This is a genomic window from Brevibacterium sp. CFH 10365, from assembly GCF_009299785.1.
Lineage (GTDB): Bacteria > Actinomycetota > Actinomycetes > Actinomycetales > Brevibacteriaceae > Brevibacterium > Brevibacterium limosum.
In genome coordinates this window covers 398,390-414,405 of record NZ_VIGO01000005.1, presented here as the reverse complement: position 1 = coordinate 414,405, position 16,016 = coordinate 398,390, and the positions used below count along the sequence as shown (strand labels likewise).

At 63.2% G+C, this 16,016-nt stretch carries 13 protein-coding genes; 4 read left to right on the top strand and 9 right to left on the bottom strand.

Translation table 11 applies throughout. The features are described 5' to 3' along the window. Positions 1-136: 136 nt before the first annotated feature. The 6 genes from FHG09_RS12705 to FHG09_RS12680 form a co-directional block, all read right to left on the bottom strand. Positions 137-436 carry an NrdH-redoxin gene (locus tag FHG09_RS12705; RefSeq protein ID WP_193627377.1) on the bottom strand — a complete coding sequence of 100 codons (300 nt, stop codon included), beginning with the start codon at positions 434-436 and terminating at the stop codon, positions 137-139. Positions 437-458: 22 nt separating this feature from the next. Further along, positions 459-1,040, bottom strand: coding sequence for a hypothetical protein (locus FHG09_RS12700; RefSeq protein ID WP_152348010.1), 582 nt, complete (start codon positions 1,038-1,040; stop codon positions 459-461). Positions 1,041-1,112: 72 nt separating this feature from the next. Next, entirely contained in the window at positions 1,113-1,997 is an 885-nt protein-coding gene (locus tag FHG09_RS12695; RefSeq protein ID WP_152348009.1) for a tyrosine-type recombinase/integrase, read from the bottom strand. A 112-nt stretch (positions 1,998-2,109) separates the two neighbouring features. Further along, positions 2,110-2,343 (bottom strand): hypothetical protein, encoded by a 234-nt coding sequence (locus FHG09_RS12690; protein ID WP_152348008.1) that lies wholly within the window; start codon positions 2,341-2,343, stop codon positions 2,110-2,112. Between the two features lie 995 nt (positions 2,344-3,338). After that, entirely contained in the window at positions 3,339-6,356 is a 3,018-nt protein-coding gene (locus tag FHG09_RS12685; RefSeq protein WP_152348007.1) for a UPF0182 family protein, read from the bottom strand. Then, positions 6,356-7,495: a PDZ domain-containing protein gene (locus FHG09_RS12680; protein WP_152348006.1), complete on the bottom strand. Its 1,140-nt coding sequence runs from the start codon at positions 7,493-7,495 to the stop codon at positions 6,356-6,358. The genes FHG09_RS12685 and FHG09_RS12680 overlap by 1 nt, the downstream gene beginning before the upstream one ends. 171 nt (positions 7,496-7,666) lie before the next feature. Here FHG09_RS12680 and FHG09_RS12675 point away from each other — a divergent pair, with 171 nt between their 5' ends. Further along, the gene (locus tag FHG09_RS12675; protein ID WP_152348005.1) at positions 7,667-9,094 is read left to right on the top strand and encodes a zinc-dependent metalloprotease; all 1,428 of its coding nucleotides are present in this window, start codon (positions 7,667-7,669) and stop codon (positions 9,092-9,094) included. After that, complete coding sequence (locus FHG09_RS12670; protein WP_152348004.1) at positions 9,095-9,649, top strand: NUDIX hydrolase; 555 nt, start codon at positions 9,095-9,097, stop codon at positions 9,647-9,649. Here FHG09_RS12670 and FHG09_RS12665 read toward each other — a convergent pair. Continuing rightward, positions 9,633-10,184 carry a M48 family metallopeptidase gene (locus FHG09_RS12665; RefSeq protein ID WP_227492746.1) on the bottom strand — a complete coding sequence of 184 codons (552 nt, stop codon included), beginning with the start codon at positions 10,182-10,184 and terminating at the stop codon, positions 9,633-9,635. The genes FHG09_RS12670 and FHG09_RS12665 overlap by 17 nt on opposite strands. A gap of 554 nt (positions 10,185-10,738) precedes the next feature. On the opposite strand from FHG09_RS12665, the gene FHG09_RS12660 reads away from it, so the two are divergent. After that, positions 10,739-11,641, top strand: a complete 903-nt coding sequence (locus FHG09_RS12660) for a hypothetical protein (protein ID WP_152348003.1) — start codon at positions 10,739-10,741, stop codon at positions 11,639-11,641. Here FHG09_RS12660 and FHG09_RS12655 read toward each other — a convergent pair. Both FHG09_RS12655 and nudC read right to left on the bottom strand, forming a co-directional pair. Next, positions 11,618-13,657: an ATP-dependent DNA helicase UvrD2 gene (locus FHG09_RS12655; RefSeq protein ID WP_152348002.1), complete on the bottom strand. Its 2,040-nt coding sequence runs from the start codon at positions 13,655-13,657 to the stop codon at positions 11,618-11,620. The two genes, FHG09_RS12660 and FHG09_RS12655, sit on opposite strands and share 24 nt — an antisense overlap. Further along, positions 13,654-14,631: an NAD(+) diphosphatase gene (gene nudC / locus FHG09_RS12650; protein WP_152348001.1), complete on the bottom strand. Its 978-nt coding sequence runs from the start codon at positions 14,629-14,631 to the stop codon at positions 13,654-13,656. Before nudC ends, FHG09_RS12655 begins: the two co-directional genes overlap by 4 nt. Before the next feature lie 138 nt (positions 14,632-14,769). On the opposite strand from nudC, the gene FHG09_RS12645 reads away from it, so the two are divergent. Beyond that, a complete protein-coding gene (locus FHG09_RS12645; protein WP_227492745.1) occupies positions 14,770-16,014 on the top strand; it encodes an aminoglycoside phosphotransferase in 1,245 nt (414 codons plus the stop codon). Positions 16,015-16,016: the final 2 nt, after the last annotated feature.

Below are 16,016 nucleotides of genomic sequence, written 5' to 3'. Positions count from 1 at the left end.
TGAGGGGGTTCAATGGTCGTCTCTGGGGTTTCTCAGCCTCAGTGGGCAAATGTTTGTCAAGAATTGGTCACGAACGTGACTGTGGCCGTCTTCGCGTGTGGAAGACGGCCACGAACCTGGAAATTGCGGGCAGTAGTCAATGGAGACCAGGGCCGGTCATCGACATTGCCGGTGATGGCGTGCTGGTTCGCATCTGGGTTGCCGCGGTTTTGATCTTGTCCGGGTTGAATCCGCTCCAGGTGTCTTGCGGGGTCTGCACGATCGGTGCTTGCATGAGTCCGCGTTCTTTGAAGTTCTGGAGCTGAGCTGCGTTGTCCGGGTGGGTGAGGTCCTTTACTGTGAGAGCAGCCTTGGGGATGCCCTGAGTCTCGAAGAACTTGAAGGTGCCGGTGCACTGGGTGCAGTCGGGCTTGGTCCAGACGGTGATTCCAGTCATGGTGTTGTCCTCCTTATGAGTATTAGTCGTCGGGGTGTTCTTGATCGGGGTTCCAGTCATGGGGGTTCTCCGTGGCATAGGCATCGGTTTGGGGACGGTTGGCCTCCTGCTCTGCTCCGTCGCGAATGAGTTCTACGACGTCTTCGCTGGTGGTGTCGTTGGCCTTGCGGACCTTGTAGGAGAAGTTGTTGACCCACCATCCGGCCCAGGTCAGCGATTGGGTATCGGTGATGATTCCGGCCCAGTCATCGGTGTAGTTCTCGTCGTCGGCGACCATGGCGAGAGCTGTGAAGCGGTCTCGTCTGGCCGAGTCGATGAGTCCGGAAGAAACCATCTTCTCGGTGCCGGTCAGCTCCGGCAGGCCGTGATCGTCTTCGAATGCAATGGTGTCGAGCATGAGCTGTTTGAGGAACTGTTCTTTGTCGGCTGCGCTATTCTTCTGGAAACAGCGAGGGCAGTCCATGCCCCTACCGTCTCGTGCGCGGCTGACGTAGAAATCTGACTGTGCAGCGGCGGCACGCTTCGAGGCGGGAATCTTGGAGAGGTCGGTCTTGACTGTGTGCCCGCATTTGTACTTCATCGGGTAGTGGGTTGGGATTGCCATGGCGTCTTCCTCAGGGTTGGTTGCGTTCCTGGTGAAGGTTCGGTGCCAGCGACAGATTGTGCTTGTCGAGATCTATTGGTGCCTAGCGTTTGTTCCAGCGTCGATTTCTGTGAGGGTGGACATTCGGTCAGGTTTCGTGGGTAACGCGAAGACCATCTTCTGCAGACGTTGTGCAGAGGCGCGGGCATAGATCTGAGTGGTCTCGACTGATTCGTGTCCGAGTAAATCGCGGAGAGCTAAGAGATCAGGGTTGAGCTCGAGGGTTTCGCATCCGAACTTGTGCCGGAGGCTGTGAGCATTGAGTTTGGGGACGTGGCCAAGGAGATGCCGCACACGACGTCCGAGTGAGCGTCCTAAAATATGACCGGTCGGGTTTCGGTCTGACGGGAAAAGGAAGCCTGGATTGAAATGGGCGAGGGCTTCTTTCACGATCGGATGCAGAGGGAGGATTCTCGTTTTGTTGCCTTTGCCAGTCACACGGAGCTGATCGTGAACTGGGTCGAAGTCGCTTGTGTGGAGCTGGGCTGTCTCAGATGCTCTGAGTCCTTGGTATTCGCCGAGCAAGAGCATCATGACATCTTGGATTCGGGTGCACCGCCTCAGCGCCGCAGTTACTGCGGACTCTGGGCAGGGATTCGGTATTCCTTTTGGTGCGCTGATGGTTGGGAAGTCGTCGGCGAGGTTGTGCTCGGTGTATCTGTGGCGGCGTGCCCACTTATAGAAGACCGAGGCTGACGACTTAGCGCTTCGTTTTGTCCACGGTGATGGGCCTATAGATTTCGACAACCAGGTAAGGATGTCTTTGAGTTCCAGAGAGAGGATGTGGTTGTCGTGGGCGGATGCCCACTGTGCAAGTCGCCGAACATAGTAGGTTCGGGTCTCAACCGTGCCTGGAGAGAGGTAAGCGGCGATAGTGGTTTCGAACTGTTCGATCAGATCGGTGTGATCGGGAAGCATGTGACCTCACTTTCATAGGAAGTGAAGATGGTTTTACATGCTTTTGGCCACGGCAACACGAATTGTCTCAATAGGACAGACCCCTACGGCAGTTGAAGCTGATCACTACGAGTCAACGGGCACGACTGTTATCCCCCGACGAGGCAATCATCCCTATCGTCACAAGGGGGCCAAAGATTGCCATTCCCCAGACGATGGCAGTGGCGTCGCCGCCAGAGAGGATCACGTACCAGCCCCAGACTGCAGCGCCTGCGCCGACCAGGATTAGCAGCTCAGCAGCGATGCCGAGGGCGACGAGGGCGAGAAACCCGACGATGATGAGGGCCACGATGTCTGAGAAGTTCATGGCTTCCTCCTCCTTCGTTGTTCGTTCTGGTGTTCTAAGTCACTGTAGCTTGAGGCTCTGACACGAGTGGCGGATCACTGTGGGAAGTCGCCCCGTGAGAAGAAGTCTCGGTCCGGGTAGGGAGTGCATTCGACGCCGCGGTCGAATAGTGCTGTCCTGGCAGGTCCACGTGCAGATTTTGGTCCAGAGACTTCGATGTCTACTTTCTCGACGTACCTGCCCTGATGCATTCCTGCGTCATGGTGCCCGGATCGGTCGTGTCGTGTGAATGTGAGTTGGTGAGTGTCGATACCGGCTTGGCTGAGCATCATTTTGACGCCGCGCACGCTGAGATGCTTGCTCATCGGTCGACACCTCCGGAAGCCATCTCGACGAGGCTCAGTACCGAGGCCAGTGCGAGAACTTGCCCTCCGGCGATGGTCACTCGATCAAGCACGAGTGAATCGCTTAACCCGGAGGTCGGAGGTTCAAATCCTCCCCCCGCCACGATAGCGGCAGAACCCCCAGTCAGATTCTCTGGCTGGGGGTTCTTCTCATTCACCCACCGTTCCCATCGCCTGTGGACCGAAACCTCGCCGACCGTTCGCCTCGGCGTCGGCCGCTCGACTCATGACGTGGCACAGCGAGGCTGAGTCTGCCAGTCGGCGTTTCGAGCAGCCGTGCACTGCCTGCCAGATGCGCTCGGAGTGCGCTGTCTGCTCAACCGGTCACCATGTGTTGCCTGCTCGGCCGCGCACAACCTGACGCAGACCCCAGACGAATGCCGAGCCTCGGACAAACGCCGGGTCTCAGGCAATGAGGGAACGACGAAGGTGCGAAGGGCGACTGCTGCATCTCGGGGATTGCAGTGGGAACGACGAACGCCCCCGGGGTGTCCCCAGGGGCGTTCGTCTCAGACAGTCCGAACTCGGTCAGCGCGGCCCCGTTCAGTGAAGCCTCGGCGCGCCGGACCCGTTCAGTGAAGCCTCGGCGCGCCGGACCCGTTCGCCTCAGGCTCAGTTGCCCGAGTCGCCGCCTTCGTCGGCCGGCTCCGAGGCGGGAGCGGAGGATCCCTCGCCCGCCGCATCCTCGGCCAGTGACGGATCGGCGGCAACTGCATCCTCAAGCGCGTTCTTCAGACGATCCTGAGCCTTGCCGTACTCTGCGAAGTCGCCGTCCTTCAGTGCGGCATCGGAATCCTCCATGGCCTTCTTCGCCTCCTGCAGAGCATCGTTGAGAGCCTTGTCCGGCGAGCCGGAGTTCGAGTCCTCGTCCCCGCTGCCCGAAGCCCCGGACTGGCCCTCCTCACTCTCCTCGGTGCCCGCGTCACCGGCAGTCGCGCCGGAGTCGCCGCCGAACACCTGGTCGAGCGCCTCGTCGAGGGTCGGAGCGAATCCGATGTCCTCGCCGAAGGCCACGAGCACGTGCTGCAGCAGCGGATATGAGGTCTCACCGGCGGACCGGACGTAGACCGGCTGGACGTAGAGCAGACCGCCGCCGATCGGCAGCGTCAGCAGGTTGCCGTTCTCGACTTCGGACTCACCCTGACGCAGCAGGTTGAGGCTGCGCTGGACATCGGGCGCGGTGTTGAAGTTGTTCTGCGCCTGTCCCGGTCCGGGCACTGTCGTGTTGCGCGGCAGCTGCAGCAGTCTCAGCTTGCCGTAGCCTTCGGCAGTCTCGCCCTTCCTGTTCCCGGCATCGGCATCGGCCGAGAGGAAGCCGGTGAGGTTGTTTCGCGACTGCCCCTCAGACGATCGAGCCGGAATATACGAGCTCGTCAGCGAGAACGACGGCGACTGCTGCCCCGGCATCTGCAGGGTCATGTAGAACGGCGGCTGAGTCAGTCCGCTGCTGGCCTTCGTCGTCGGATCCGTCGGCAGCGTCCAGAAGTCCTGACCGGAGTAGAACTCACTGGCGGAGGTGACATGGTACTTCGCGAGCAGGTCGCGCTGGACCTTGAACATGTCCTCCGGGTAGCGGACGTGACTCATCAGATCCCCGGACATCTCCGAGGAGGACTTGATGAGTCCGGGGAACACCTTCATCCAGGTCTTGAGAACCGGATCTTCCTTGTCCCACTGGTACATGTCGACAGAACCGTCGTAGGCGTCGACGGTGATCTTCACAGAGTTCCGGATGTAGTTGACTTCGTCATCCGGCAGAGTCGCCACCGAATTCGGAGCTGACGCCGTGGTCGAATCCTCGGTCGCCTGCTGGAGCGGCTGCGGAGTCGAATACGGGTAGTCCTCGGCAGTGGTGTAGCCATCGAGGATCCACTTGATCTTCCCATCCACGACGGCCGGGTACGGATCGCCGTCGACCTTGAGGAAGGGAGCGAGCTTCTCCACACGCTCACGCGGGTGACGTTCGTAGAGGATCTGGGATTCCTCGTTGAGTGCGTCCGAGAGCAGAATCTGCTCGTCCTGGAACTTCAGTGCGTAGGCGAGACGGTTAAACACGTTGCCCACCGACGGTCCGCCGTCTCCGGCGAAGGTGTTGTTGACCTGACCGGAACCGCTCTTCTCATCGGAGGGATAGTCGAGCTCACGCGGAGTCGCGCCCTTCGGCGCACCGACGATCGAATAGTCCGGCGATGACTCACCGAAGTACACGCGCGGCTCGTATTCGGGGAAGTCGCCCTTCGGAGGAATATCCGACTCCATGAACAGCGGTTCGCCGTCCGGATTGCGCTGGTTTCCGTTGGCCGCGACCACGCCGAATCCGTGGGTGTAGACGATCGCTCGGTTGAACCAGCTCTGGTTGTTCACCGAGCTCGGAGCGAGTTCGCGCACGGAGATGACGGTGTCTCGCATGTCCCCGTCGATGTTGTAGCGGTCGACATCGAGCTTCTGCGGGAACGAGTAGTACGGACGCACCTGCTGCAGCTGACGGAAGGTGTCGGAGACGAGGTTCGGATCCAGCAGACGGATCGAGGCCGCGGTCTCGGCGTCCTTGCGCAGGTCGCCCTTCTTGCCGCTGGTGCTCGGCTCGTACGGTGTCACCTCGATGTCATCGAAGTCGAACGCATCGCGAGTGGCGTCGATGTTGTGCTGGATGTAATCCGACTCCTTGCTCTGCTGTGAGGGGTTGACCTGGAACTGCTGGATCAGCGCCGGGTAGGCGATGATCGAGACGCCGCCGAGCACGATGAGAGTGAGAGTGGCGATGATCGAGATCCGCCAATTGCCCTTCCACGCGGTGTAGACGAAGAGCAGAGCGACCAGAACTGCGGCGATCGCGACGATGGCCATCGCCGGCAGGGCCGCATGATCGTCGACATAGGTGACGCCGGGGACGATGCCGCCGGCGGCGGTCAGACGGTCGTAGCGGGAGAGCCACAGCCGACCTGCCTGGACGATGACGAGAACCGCCACGGTGATGCCCAGCTGCCACTGAGCCGCCTTCGTCAGGATGACGCCCTTCTGCTCCCCCGGACGGATTCCGCCGAAGAGGTAGTGGGCGACGAGGGCGGCGATGAGCGCCATGAGCAGGGCCATGCCCAGATGATTGCCGATGAGACGCAGTCCGGGCAGGACGAAGACGAAGAACGACTTGTCGAGACCGAACTGAGGATCCTTCGACCCGAAGGACGTCGAGTTGATCCACTCGAGGATCGTGTTCCAATTCGCCGAGGCGGTGATGCCGGCGAGGACACCCATGACGGCGGGAATCGCGAACGTCGCGACCCGACGCAGCGGTTCGATGGCCTCACGGTAGCGGTCGAGGTTCTCCTGCCGCGGCGTCGTCGGCGCATAGACGGGACGATGGCGGTAGGCCAGGTGCAGGCTGAGCCAGACCGGGACAGCCATGAGGACGAATCCGCCGAGGAACGTCAGTCCGCGGGTGAGCCACAAGGTGCGGAAGACCTGTTCGGCCTCGATCTGACGGAACCACAGCACCTCGGTGTAGACCTGGGTGAAGGCGATGAAGGCGACCAGCAGGATCGCCACAGACACGAGGGTGAGCAGCAGCGGCGAACGTCTTGGCCGATTCGCCGGCATGCGTGCGGAGGTGGGTGAGGACGAAGTGCTCACTACTGCCCTTTCTCATTGTTGTCGGCACCGTCGGCGGGACACGTCGGCAGATCCGAGGTGTTGCCGGCGGCGTACTGCTCCACGGTGGTCTGCGCGTCATCGAGCGTGTCGATGCGTGCCACCGTGATCTTGGATTGGTCTGCGGCGGCCATGACCTCCGCACAGTTGTCGGCGGGTGAGAGGAAGAGCGTTGCTCCCTTCTCGGTGGCTGCGGCCACCTTCTGGCGGGCGCCGCCGATCGGCCCGACCGTTCCGTCGGGTGTGATCTCCCCAGTGCCGGCTACATGCTTGCCGCCGGTCATCGCACCGGGAGTGAGCTCATCGACGATGGCCAGAGCGAACATCGTCCCCGCCGAGGGCCCTCCGACACCGTCGACATTGAACTTCACGTCGACGGGGAATTCGAAGTCCTGCTTCATCGTGATGCCGATGGCCCTGCGGTCGTCGACCTTCGCGGGAGTCAGGCTGATCGTCTCGGTCTTCCCGTCGCGTTCGATGCCGAGCTCGACGGAGTCCGACTCCTGTACGGTCCTGCTCATGATCTGCGCGGCCTGAGGATCGGAATCCAGCTTCCTTCCGTTGACCGACATGAGTCGGTCACCCTTGCGCAGCTTGCCCTGCGCAGGCGCATCGGCGACGACCTCGTCGACCGACAGATGCACGGAATACGCCTTGTCCAGCTGACCCATGGCAGCGGCGATGGCGACGTCCTGGCTCGAGGACATCTCGACCGCATTCGACTCGGTCACGTCTTCACGAGTGGTGTCCAACGGGTAGTACGCCTCCGTGGGGACCACGGTCTGGTCACCGTTGATGAGCGCGCCCAGTGCCTGGGACGCAAAGATGTCACGACCGGGACCGCCGCTGACTGCGACGGTGAGCATGTCGATGCGACCGTCGGTGGGATAGGTCTTGGCTCCGGAGACGCTGATCATCGAGTCGCCCTGGTAGTCACCGAGGGTGTTGAAAACCGGTCCCGGCAGCTGGAGCATATACGGAACCGGCAAGAGCACTGCCAGTGCGATGAAGACGTAGGTGAGGATGCCCGAGGTCGTGGCCAGTCGTGGACTCCGTCGTCGTTTGGTGCCGCGTGTCGGTGCCGGTGACGCCGGCACGGCCCGAGGGGCGTTCTCTGTCATGTAATCCTTTCGCTGCACCGCCCCACCAGTCTAGTTGAAACCTCAGCGTCCGTTTCACAGACTCCTTTCGCCCGGTGCGAACATCCTGCGAAACCTCCCGGAATTGGGAAGCTTCGCACATTCGGAACCGTTAACGTTGATGTCAAACCGATTCTTGGGGGCTGTAGAACAATGACCGATGACAACAACAACGAGCAGAATCCGTTCGAGCAGATCTTCGGAATGCTCTTCGGCGCCAATGGTCCCGGATCCGGTCAGGGAGACGACAAAAGCGGTTCGGGCATGCCGCAGGGCTTCCCGATCGATCCGGCGATGATGTCCACGATCATGAGCCAGATGCAGGGGCTCTTCGGACAGGGTGCCGATCCGCAGGCCCAGGCTGTGTCGATCGCCGAGAAGGCCGTGCCGACTCCCGATCCCTCCGTGTCCGAGGACGCCGAGCGGGCGACGACCGATGCGTTCCGTCTTGCCGAGCTCTGGCTCGCCGAGGCGACCGACTTCTCCGTCGCCAACCGCACCGCCCGTCCGCTGCGCCGCACCGACTGGGTCAAGGAGACGATGCCCGGCTGGCAGAAGTTCGTGCTGCCCATCAAGGAGAACATGTCCTCGGCCCTGACCGATACGCTCGAATCCCAGGTCCCGGCGGAGATGAAGAGCATCCTCGCAGGGGCTTCGTCGATGTTCGGATCGATGAGCGATTCGATGTTCGCCATGCAGATCGGTCAAGCGGTCGGCGCGCTGTCCGAAAGCGTCCTCACCGGCACCGAGGTGGGACTTCCCCTTCTCCCCCATGACACGGCCGTAGTCATCGAGACGAATGTCGAGTCGTTCGCCGCTGAAATCGATGTCGACGCCTCTGAGGTCCGTATCTACCTCGCGGCTCAGGAACTCGCCCACCTCGCACTGTTCGAGCGTGCCCCGTGGCTGAGCGCCCAGGTCGAGACGGTCCTGACTCGATATGCGCAGGGTCTGAAGGTCGACACCTCGCAGATCGAGGACATGGCGTCGAATATCGATCCTTCGAACATCTCCGATCTCAGCGACAATATCCGTCAGGGGCTGTTCAATCCGCCGACGACCGAGGACCAGAAGAAGGCACTGACGTCGTTGGAGAACCTCCTCGCTGTCATCGCCGGCTGGGTCGACGTCGTCGTCTACGAGGCCTGCAAGCATCTGCCCGGTCGCGATCAGATCCGCGAGGCTCTGCGCCGTCGCCGAGCGACTGCGGGCCCTGCGGAGAAGACCTTCTCCACTCTCGTCGGTCTCCAGTTCAACCCCCGCCGCCTCCGCGACGCGGCCGCACTGTTCGCCTACCTCGAAACCCAGGGCGGTGCTGAGGCCCGCGACCGGGTGTTCTCTCACCCGGATCTGCTGCCGACCACGCAGGACCTCGATGACCCCTTGGGCTATTCCGAGCGTCGTCAGGCGGAGTGGACCAATGAGTCGAGCATCGACGAGGCGCTCTCCCGCATCCTCGCCGAAGGCCTCGAGGGAGCCGGCGGCAGCGTCGAGCAGTCGAACGCCGACTCCGAGAATCCGGACTCCGATGATTCCGAATCGACCGACGGCGATGACTCCGATCAGCCCGATGATCGCTGAATGATCGATCTCGCTGCCGCCCGGCAGGAAGTCTGGCAGGGGCCGCAGACCCGCTTTTCAGCTGCGTTCGCCGAGCTCTTCGATCGGCAGGGTGCCGACTCCCTGCACCGCGCCGGCGGCGAGCACCATATCACCGCCAGCTGTCTGGTGATCGATCCTCTCGCCGAGGCGGTCCTGCTCAACCACCACAGGAAGGCCGGGCTGTGGGGCCAATTCGGCGGGCATCTCGAACCGGACGATGCCTCACTGCGCGGTGCCGCATGCAGAGAAGCCGAAGAGGAAAGCGGTCTGCGGCCGCTCACCCGAGTGACAGCGGCCCCCATCGATCTGCATGTGCACGATCTGTCGGCAGCCTTCGGGGCCTGCACCCGGCACTTCGACGTCGTCTACGCGGCCCAGGCATCGACAGACGATTCACCACGTGTCTCCGACGAGTCGTTCGACGTCGCATGGTTCCCGTTGGACCAGCTGCCCGGCGATCTCATGCCCGATCTGCCGGACCGGCTCCCGGGTCTCTTCCGCTCCGCTGCGGCAGCGCTCAGCTCCCGCGACTGAAACGCTCCCCGTCGCTGAAGCCGTCGAGGTAGAGCTTTGCGTCCGACTGCCTCGGATGGCGATCGGCCAAGGCGTGGAATTCCTTCGAATGCGGGCCGATCTGGAGGTGGACCAGCTCATGGACCACCACAGTCTCCAACACCCAGCGCGGCACGGTCTGCAGGCGATGGGAGATGCGGATGTCGCCCGTCGACGTCGTCGTCGACGCCCACCTGCTGACATTCTGATTCGTCACCCAGCGGATCGACGCGGGCCGCAGCCGACCGCCGAAATACCGTCCGCTCATCTCATCAGCCAGGTCGACGAGATCGGCATCCGACGAATGGTCCCGGGCGGAGAGACGGTTGAACAGGTCCGTCAGCGACCGGATGTTGGTCTCCACGCTGTAGCGCACTGGAGTGCGCAGCACGTAGGTCTCGATCTCCTTCGAGACGGCAACGGTCTTCTTCCGCCGTGCCGATCGGCGCACTTCGATCTCGCCCCGGGCGATCGCCCGCAGCACCTCTTCTTCACTCCACCGCTGTGCTCTGCTCACCGGACCATCATAGGAAACGCCAATGACGTGACAGCATCACCGGGACGGCGATGAACACGGACGCGGTTTCGGATCCCCGAGTTTGTGAGTTTCCTGAGTCTGACGAAGATCCAGTGACGAAACTTCCGTCCACAGCCGCCTCGGCTCGCGCCTTCCCCGCGCAGCAGGAACTGGCCCGATCCGACGCCCCGTTTATCAACAGCCCGATCGGCACTCAAGGCACCTTTCCTCCACAGACTCCACGGCGATTCCCACAGGTTATCCACAGGCTGTTGACGTGTCTGTGCATGAGGGCGCATTGACGCGACGGCAATTGCGGAATAAGTTCTATGCTTGACCCCGGAAAACCCGAGGATGCGTGCGGAAGGGGAAGCCGCACGAGTCCTCGCGAGCGCCTGGGGCACTATGCGGCTGAGGGCATGTCGGGACAGAGTTCCGACCTGTCCTCAGTCGTTTTTCCACAAGCTTATCCACAGATCCTCGCCGACCGTGGCGAATCGGCCGTGTGTTCACTACCGTGGAAGTCTCCACGATGCTGAGACGAAGGGGCCGAGATGTTCAGGATCTTTCCGAGTGTTCCCATCACATGGCGATCGTCTTCTTGCATTCAGTTCGGTGCCGATGATCCTGTGCTCATCGATGGGATGCTGCCCGGCGATGCCAGCCTCATCGAAGATCTGCGCCTCGGCACTGGCTCGGCACAGTACTATGCTCGAGCTCAGGAGCTCGGGGTCGACCTCAGCAGGGCGAGCTCCCTCATCACCCTCCTCGGTGAGGCCGGGGTGCTCGTCCCCGGCGATGCCGATGCCGGCACAGTGCCGAAAGGATCACCGGTCTTCGCCGCTGCGCGCGCCTTCGCTCTGTCCCCGGATCGCGTGTCACAGATCCTGGGATCTCGGCCGGTATTGGTCACCGGTCCGTTGCGCTCCCAGGCCGAGGGACAGCTGGCCGCCCTCGGTTTCGCCGTCTCCGCGGCCCGCCGTGTCGAGGAGCTCGACCTCATGACGGCGCCGGTCGTGGTCACGAGTTCGCACCTGGTTCCGGATCTGCATTCGGGCATGTGGCTCAACGATCGCGAGGTCGACCACTGCCAAGTCGTCCTCGGAGAGCAGTCGGTGGAGATCACGGGACTCATTCGTCCTGGTCGGACGCCGTGCTCTGTCTGCTCCTGCCTGCACCGGAAGGACAGTGACTCCGGGTGGCTCGATCAGCATCCGCGTCTGCGTGCTCTGCCCGAACGGGAGAGCCTGTGCGACCCCGCCGCGCGGATCCTCGGTTCGGCCCATGTCGTCCAGATGCTTCGTCAGGCGCTGCTGCGGCCCGAGATGGCACCGGTCCGTCGCGTGGTCACCTTGGATGCGGGAGAGGTCATGGACACCGGCGTGGTCTTCCACGACCGCTGCCAGTGTCGTTCGCCTGTGCCCGATTTCGGGTCAGTCGCCGAGCAGGCCCAATAGGTTCGTTCCGTAGAGCTCGAGCTTCGTCGCACCGATCCCGGGCACCCGAGCGATCTCATCGAGGCTGCGGGGTCGGACTTCTGCGATGACGGACAGCGAGGTGTCGGTGAGCACGAGGTAGGGCGGCAGCCCCTGCTCCATTCCGACCCGAACTCTCCACCGGCGCAGTCTGTCCAGCAGCTCGAGGTCGATGTCGGCGGGACAGTCGGAGCATCGCCCGACGGCACGGTCGATCTGCGAGACCAACGCCCTGCCGCAGCCACGACAGCGGTTGAGAACCGCCGAGTCCGACGCCGTACGGCCCTCTCCCATGGTCGGTCCGGTCTGGCCGAGTTCGGCGAGGAACCGAGAGGATCTCCGAGGCTTCTGTTTGGAATCGAACCTGGCCAGGGACCAGCTCATCCGCAGGTCTGTGCCGGCTCGGGTCAGTGCCACATAGAACAGACGCCGTTCCTCGGCGATGGCTCTCGGCGTCTGAGCGTAGCTGATGGGCAGCAGACCTTCGCTGAGTCCGACCAGATGGACGCTGTCCCACTCCAGGCCCTTCGCAGCATGGAAGGAGGCCAGAGTGACCCCTTCGATGTCCGGGGCGAACTGATGTTCGGCACGATCCGACAGGTCGTTCAAGAAGACTTCCATCGGCACGGGCAGCTCCTGCCCGTGCTGGTGTTCCTCGGCGAGGTCGACGAGGGCTTTGAGCGACTCCCAGCGCTGCCGGCCGGCCCCGGCCGGAGGCGGTTCCCGAGTGAAACCGAGCGACCCGAGAACTTCCATCACGGCTTCGGGCAGTCTCTGCCCACTCGATGTTGCCCGTGCTGCCTTGAGCATGAGCACGGCTTCCTTGACCTCTTTGCGTGCGAAGAATCGTTCGCCGCCGCGCAGCACATAGGGAATCCCGGCTGCGGCCAGCGCCTGCTCATAGGCCGGGCTCTGTCCGTTCGTGCGGAAGAGGACTGCGATATTGCGAGGACGCCGCCCTGCCTGGATTTCGGCGGTGATGGCCTGGACGACTCCAGCGGCTTCGGCCTCATCGGTCGGATATTCGACCATGCGCGGCTGCCGACCCACCGGGTTGTCGGTCCGCAGAGTCAGTGCGGTCCGAGATGTGTGCCGCAACAGACTGTTCGCCGTGGACACGATCGCCTGGGACGACCGGTAGTTGCGCACCAAGCGGATCGTTCTGGCTTCGGGCATCGACGTGCTGAGTGAGCCGAGCAGGCTCGCATCGGCTCCGGCGAAAGTGTAGATGGTCTGGGCGGGATCACCGACGACACAGAGATTGTCGCGGGGGCCCAACCAGCGGGAGAGCACATCGAACTGCAGCGGTGAGACGTCTTGGAACTCATCGACGACGAAGTGCCTGTACTGTTCGCGGATCTCAGCCGCGATCGCCGGGTGCTCGGCCAGGACTCCCGACAGCACGAGGAGCACATCGTCGAAGTCGAGCAGCCGCCCTCGCGTCTTCGCCTCCCCGTAGGCCTCGAAGATCCGAACCATGTCCTCGACACTCAGCCGGCCGGGGAGTTCGCGGGCCGCGGCTTTGGTCGCATAGTCTTCGACGCCCAGCAGGGAAGCAGCCGCGAATTCGATCTCCGAGGCGACGTCTCGGGTCAGTTCTCGGCTGGTCTCCATTCCGAGACTCTGCATGACCGAGCCGATGATGCCGGCCTTGTTCTCGATGATGCGCGGAAAGTCTCCTTCGGCGAAGCGGTCCCAGAAGAAGCGCAGCTGACGCAGCGCCGCAGAGTGGAATGTGCGGGCCTGAACTGCGGGCACTCCGAGTCCGCGCAGGCGTGAACGCATCTCCCCGGCCGCTTTCGCGGTGAAGGTCAGGGCGAGGACATGATTGGCCGGAAACACCTCGGTCGCGATTCCATAGGCGATCCTGTGTGTCATGGCGCGGGTCTTGCCTGTGCCGGCACCGGCGAGGACGATCACCGGTGAGTCGAAGTGGGTGGCGACTGCACGCTGTTCCTCGTCCAGGGCCTCGAGCAGGGCCGTGGCCGAAGCATTCATTCGTTGTCCAACCAGCTGTACAGGAGCTGACCGGCAATCGAGATCGTCGACGGAGCCCGCACTTCTCCGTTCGCCAAAGCGCTCCGCAGCTCTGCCCGGGTGAACCAGCGCAGGGAGGCGATCTCCGCCTCGTCTGCGGCGAAGTCGAGACTGGGAGCGACTGCTGCGAAGCCGAGCATGAGTGAGCACGGAAACGGCCACGGCTGGGAGCCCAGATACTGCGGATCGGTGACTTCGAGATGAGCTTCTTCCCAGATCTCGCGGATCACGGCGTGTTCGAGGGTCTCACCCGGTTCGACGAATCCGGCCAGGAGTGAGTAACGGTCGGATTCCCATGCGGCGTTGTTGCCCAACAGGACACGTTCGACACCGTCCGGGTCAGTGTTGACGATGACGACGATGACGGCAGGATCGGTGCGAGGGAAGTGTTCGCTGCCGGTCTCCGGGTCCCGGCGGACCCATCCGCCCATGACCGGGGTGGTCGGGGTGCCCGTGCGCGGGGAGAACCGGTGCGCGCGATGCCAGTTACCGAGGCCGACGATCTCACAGGCCAGGGACACCTGCACATCATCGAGGGATTCGGCGAGGTGACGCAGGGGCAGCCAGACCGGTTCGGAGCTGTCGATGCCCTCCCCCGGTGCGGTCAGCCGGTCAGTGGCGTCCCGGGCACGCGACGCGTCCAGTCGGGCGTCGATGTGGCTGCGTCCCTCGTCGTCCAAGGACACTCCGATATAGCGGACGCCCTGCGGGTCACGGCCGAGGTAGACCTCTGTCTGACCCTCCGGCACCGATTCGCGGTCAGTCAGGAAGAGCCCGCCGCCGCCGACGAGCAGAGTCCCGCGGTGTTCGAAGACGGCCCGGGCTCCAGAGACCCAGATCTCGCTGAGATCCCCGTCTTGGCCCCGAGTCAGATGGTCACGATCGATTCCATGTCGGGCGAGGCTGATCGGCCGCACTGGAGGCAATGGCTTCATGTCCTCCACGATAGCCCAGCGTCCTGACACGGCGATCGTGGCCGACGTCTCCCCGACCGGAGCCGAAAGCCGGCTCGGCAGACACGCTCGACGGCGAGTCCCGTGTCTCAGCGGAACCCAGACGGTAGATTGGGGAAGGTGGATAACAAGGCGCTCAAGTTGACTGCGATCGCGGCGACGATGCTCGACGGCTTCGTCCCGACGAAATGGACTCCCCTGCCGTCCCTGGACGCCGGAGTCCGGGTCCTGCTCGGCAATGACGACCAGCAGCTCGTCGCAACGGCTCAGACCCAGCTCGATCGGACCGCAGACATCGGCTCCGCCGCCGAAGCGGGGCGCATCTACGAGACCATGTACCCGCACGCGGACTTCACGTGGCCCCGCCTGCGGGCCATCACCGAGGTGGACGGCGACTACTTCGATACTGAATCCCCGACGACCGTAACCCTGTCCGATCCTCTTCCGGGCGCGCCCCTGGGAGACGTCCCCATCGCCGACACCGCGCGGGCCAGCTCGTTGGCACAGGCTCTGGCGACTCTGCATTCGGCGGCACCCGAGCCCGTCTCCGATGCGGGTTTCCCGGTGGAGGATCCCTCTCGGTCACAGTTCCTCATCCTCGAGCGCCTCGATCAGGCAGCGAGCACCGGACGGGTGCCGTCGTCCCTGCTGCAGCATTGGGAAGAGGAGTTCGAGAAGGTCGCGCTCTGGCATTTCCTCGCCACACCCATCCACGGCTCCCTCGATGAGACGAGCGTCTATACCGATCAGGAGCGGGTGCTCGCTCTGGCCGAGATCGGTCGTCTTCGCGTCGCCGATCCGGCCATCGACCTGGCAGCGGCTTCGGCGCTGATCGATCCCGCTGCCTTGCCGACCTTCTACGAGGAATATCGCAACTCCCGGCCCCGTGCCGATGAGCACGTCATCGCCCGTGCCGAGCTGTTGGCAGAATTCGCAGTGCTCGACTGGCTGCTCGAAGCTGTCGACTCCGGGGACGAGACGGCCGTCGAGGATGCCGCCGAGCTCCTCAGCTCATTCGATGAGGTCCTGTTCGGCAGCACTGCCGCCGGAGCCTCCGCTCCCAGCTCGGCCGCGGAATCTGCTGTCGACCGTGGAGACGAAGCACAGGGCCCTCCCGCTTCGAGCGAAGCCTCTCGCGATCCGGCATCGGCGACTGCGGCGACGGGAACCGATTCTCCCGATGTCGAAGCCGCCATCACGGAGACCGAAGCGCCCGATGTGTTCATTCCCCGGGCTCAGCCGTCTGATGCTCCCCCGGACGACAGTTCGGAATCCGACTCCGAACCGGGATCGCATGTGTCGACCGAGCCGACTCGCGACTCCGACGCTTCCGATGGCGGGGAAGAGACCGGCCGCATCCGCTGATC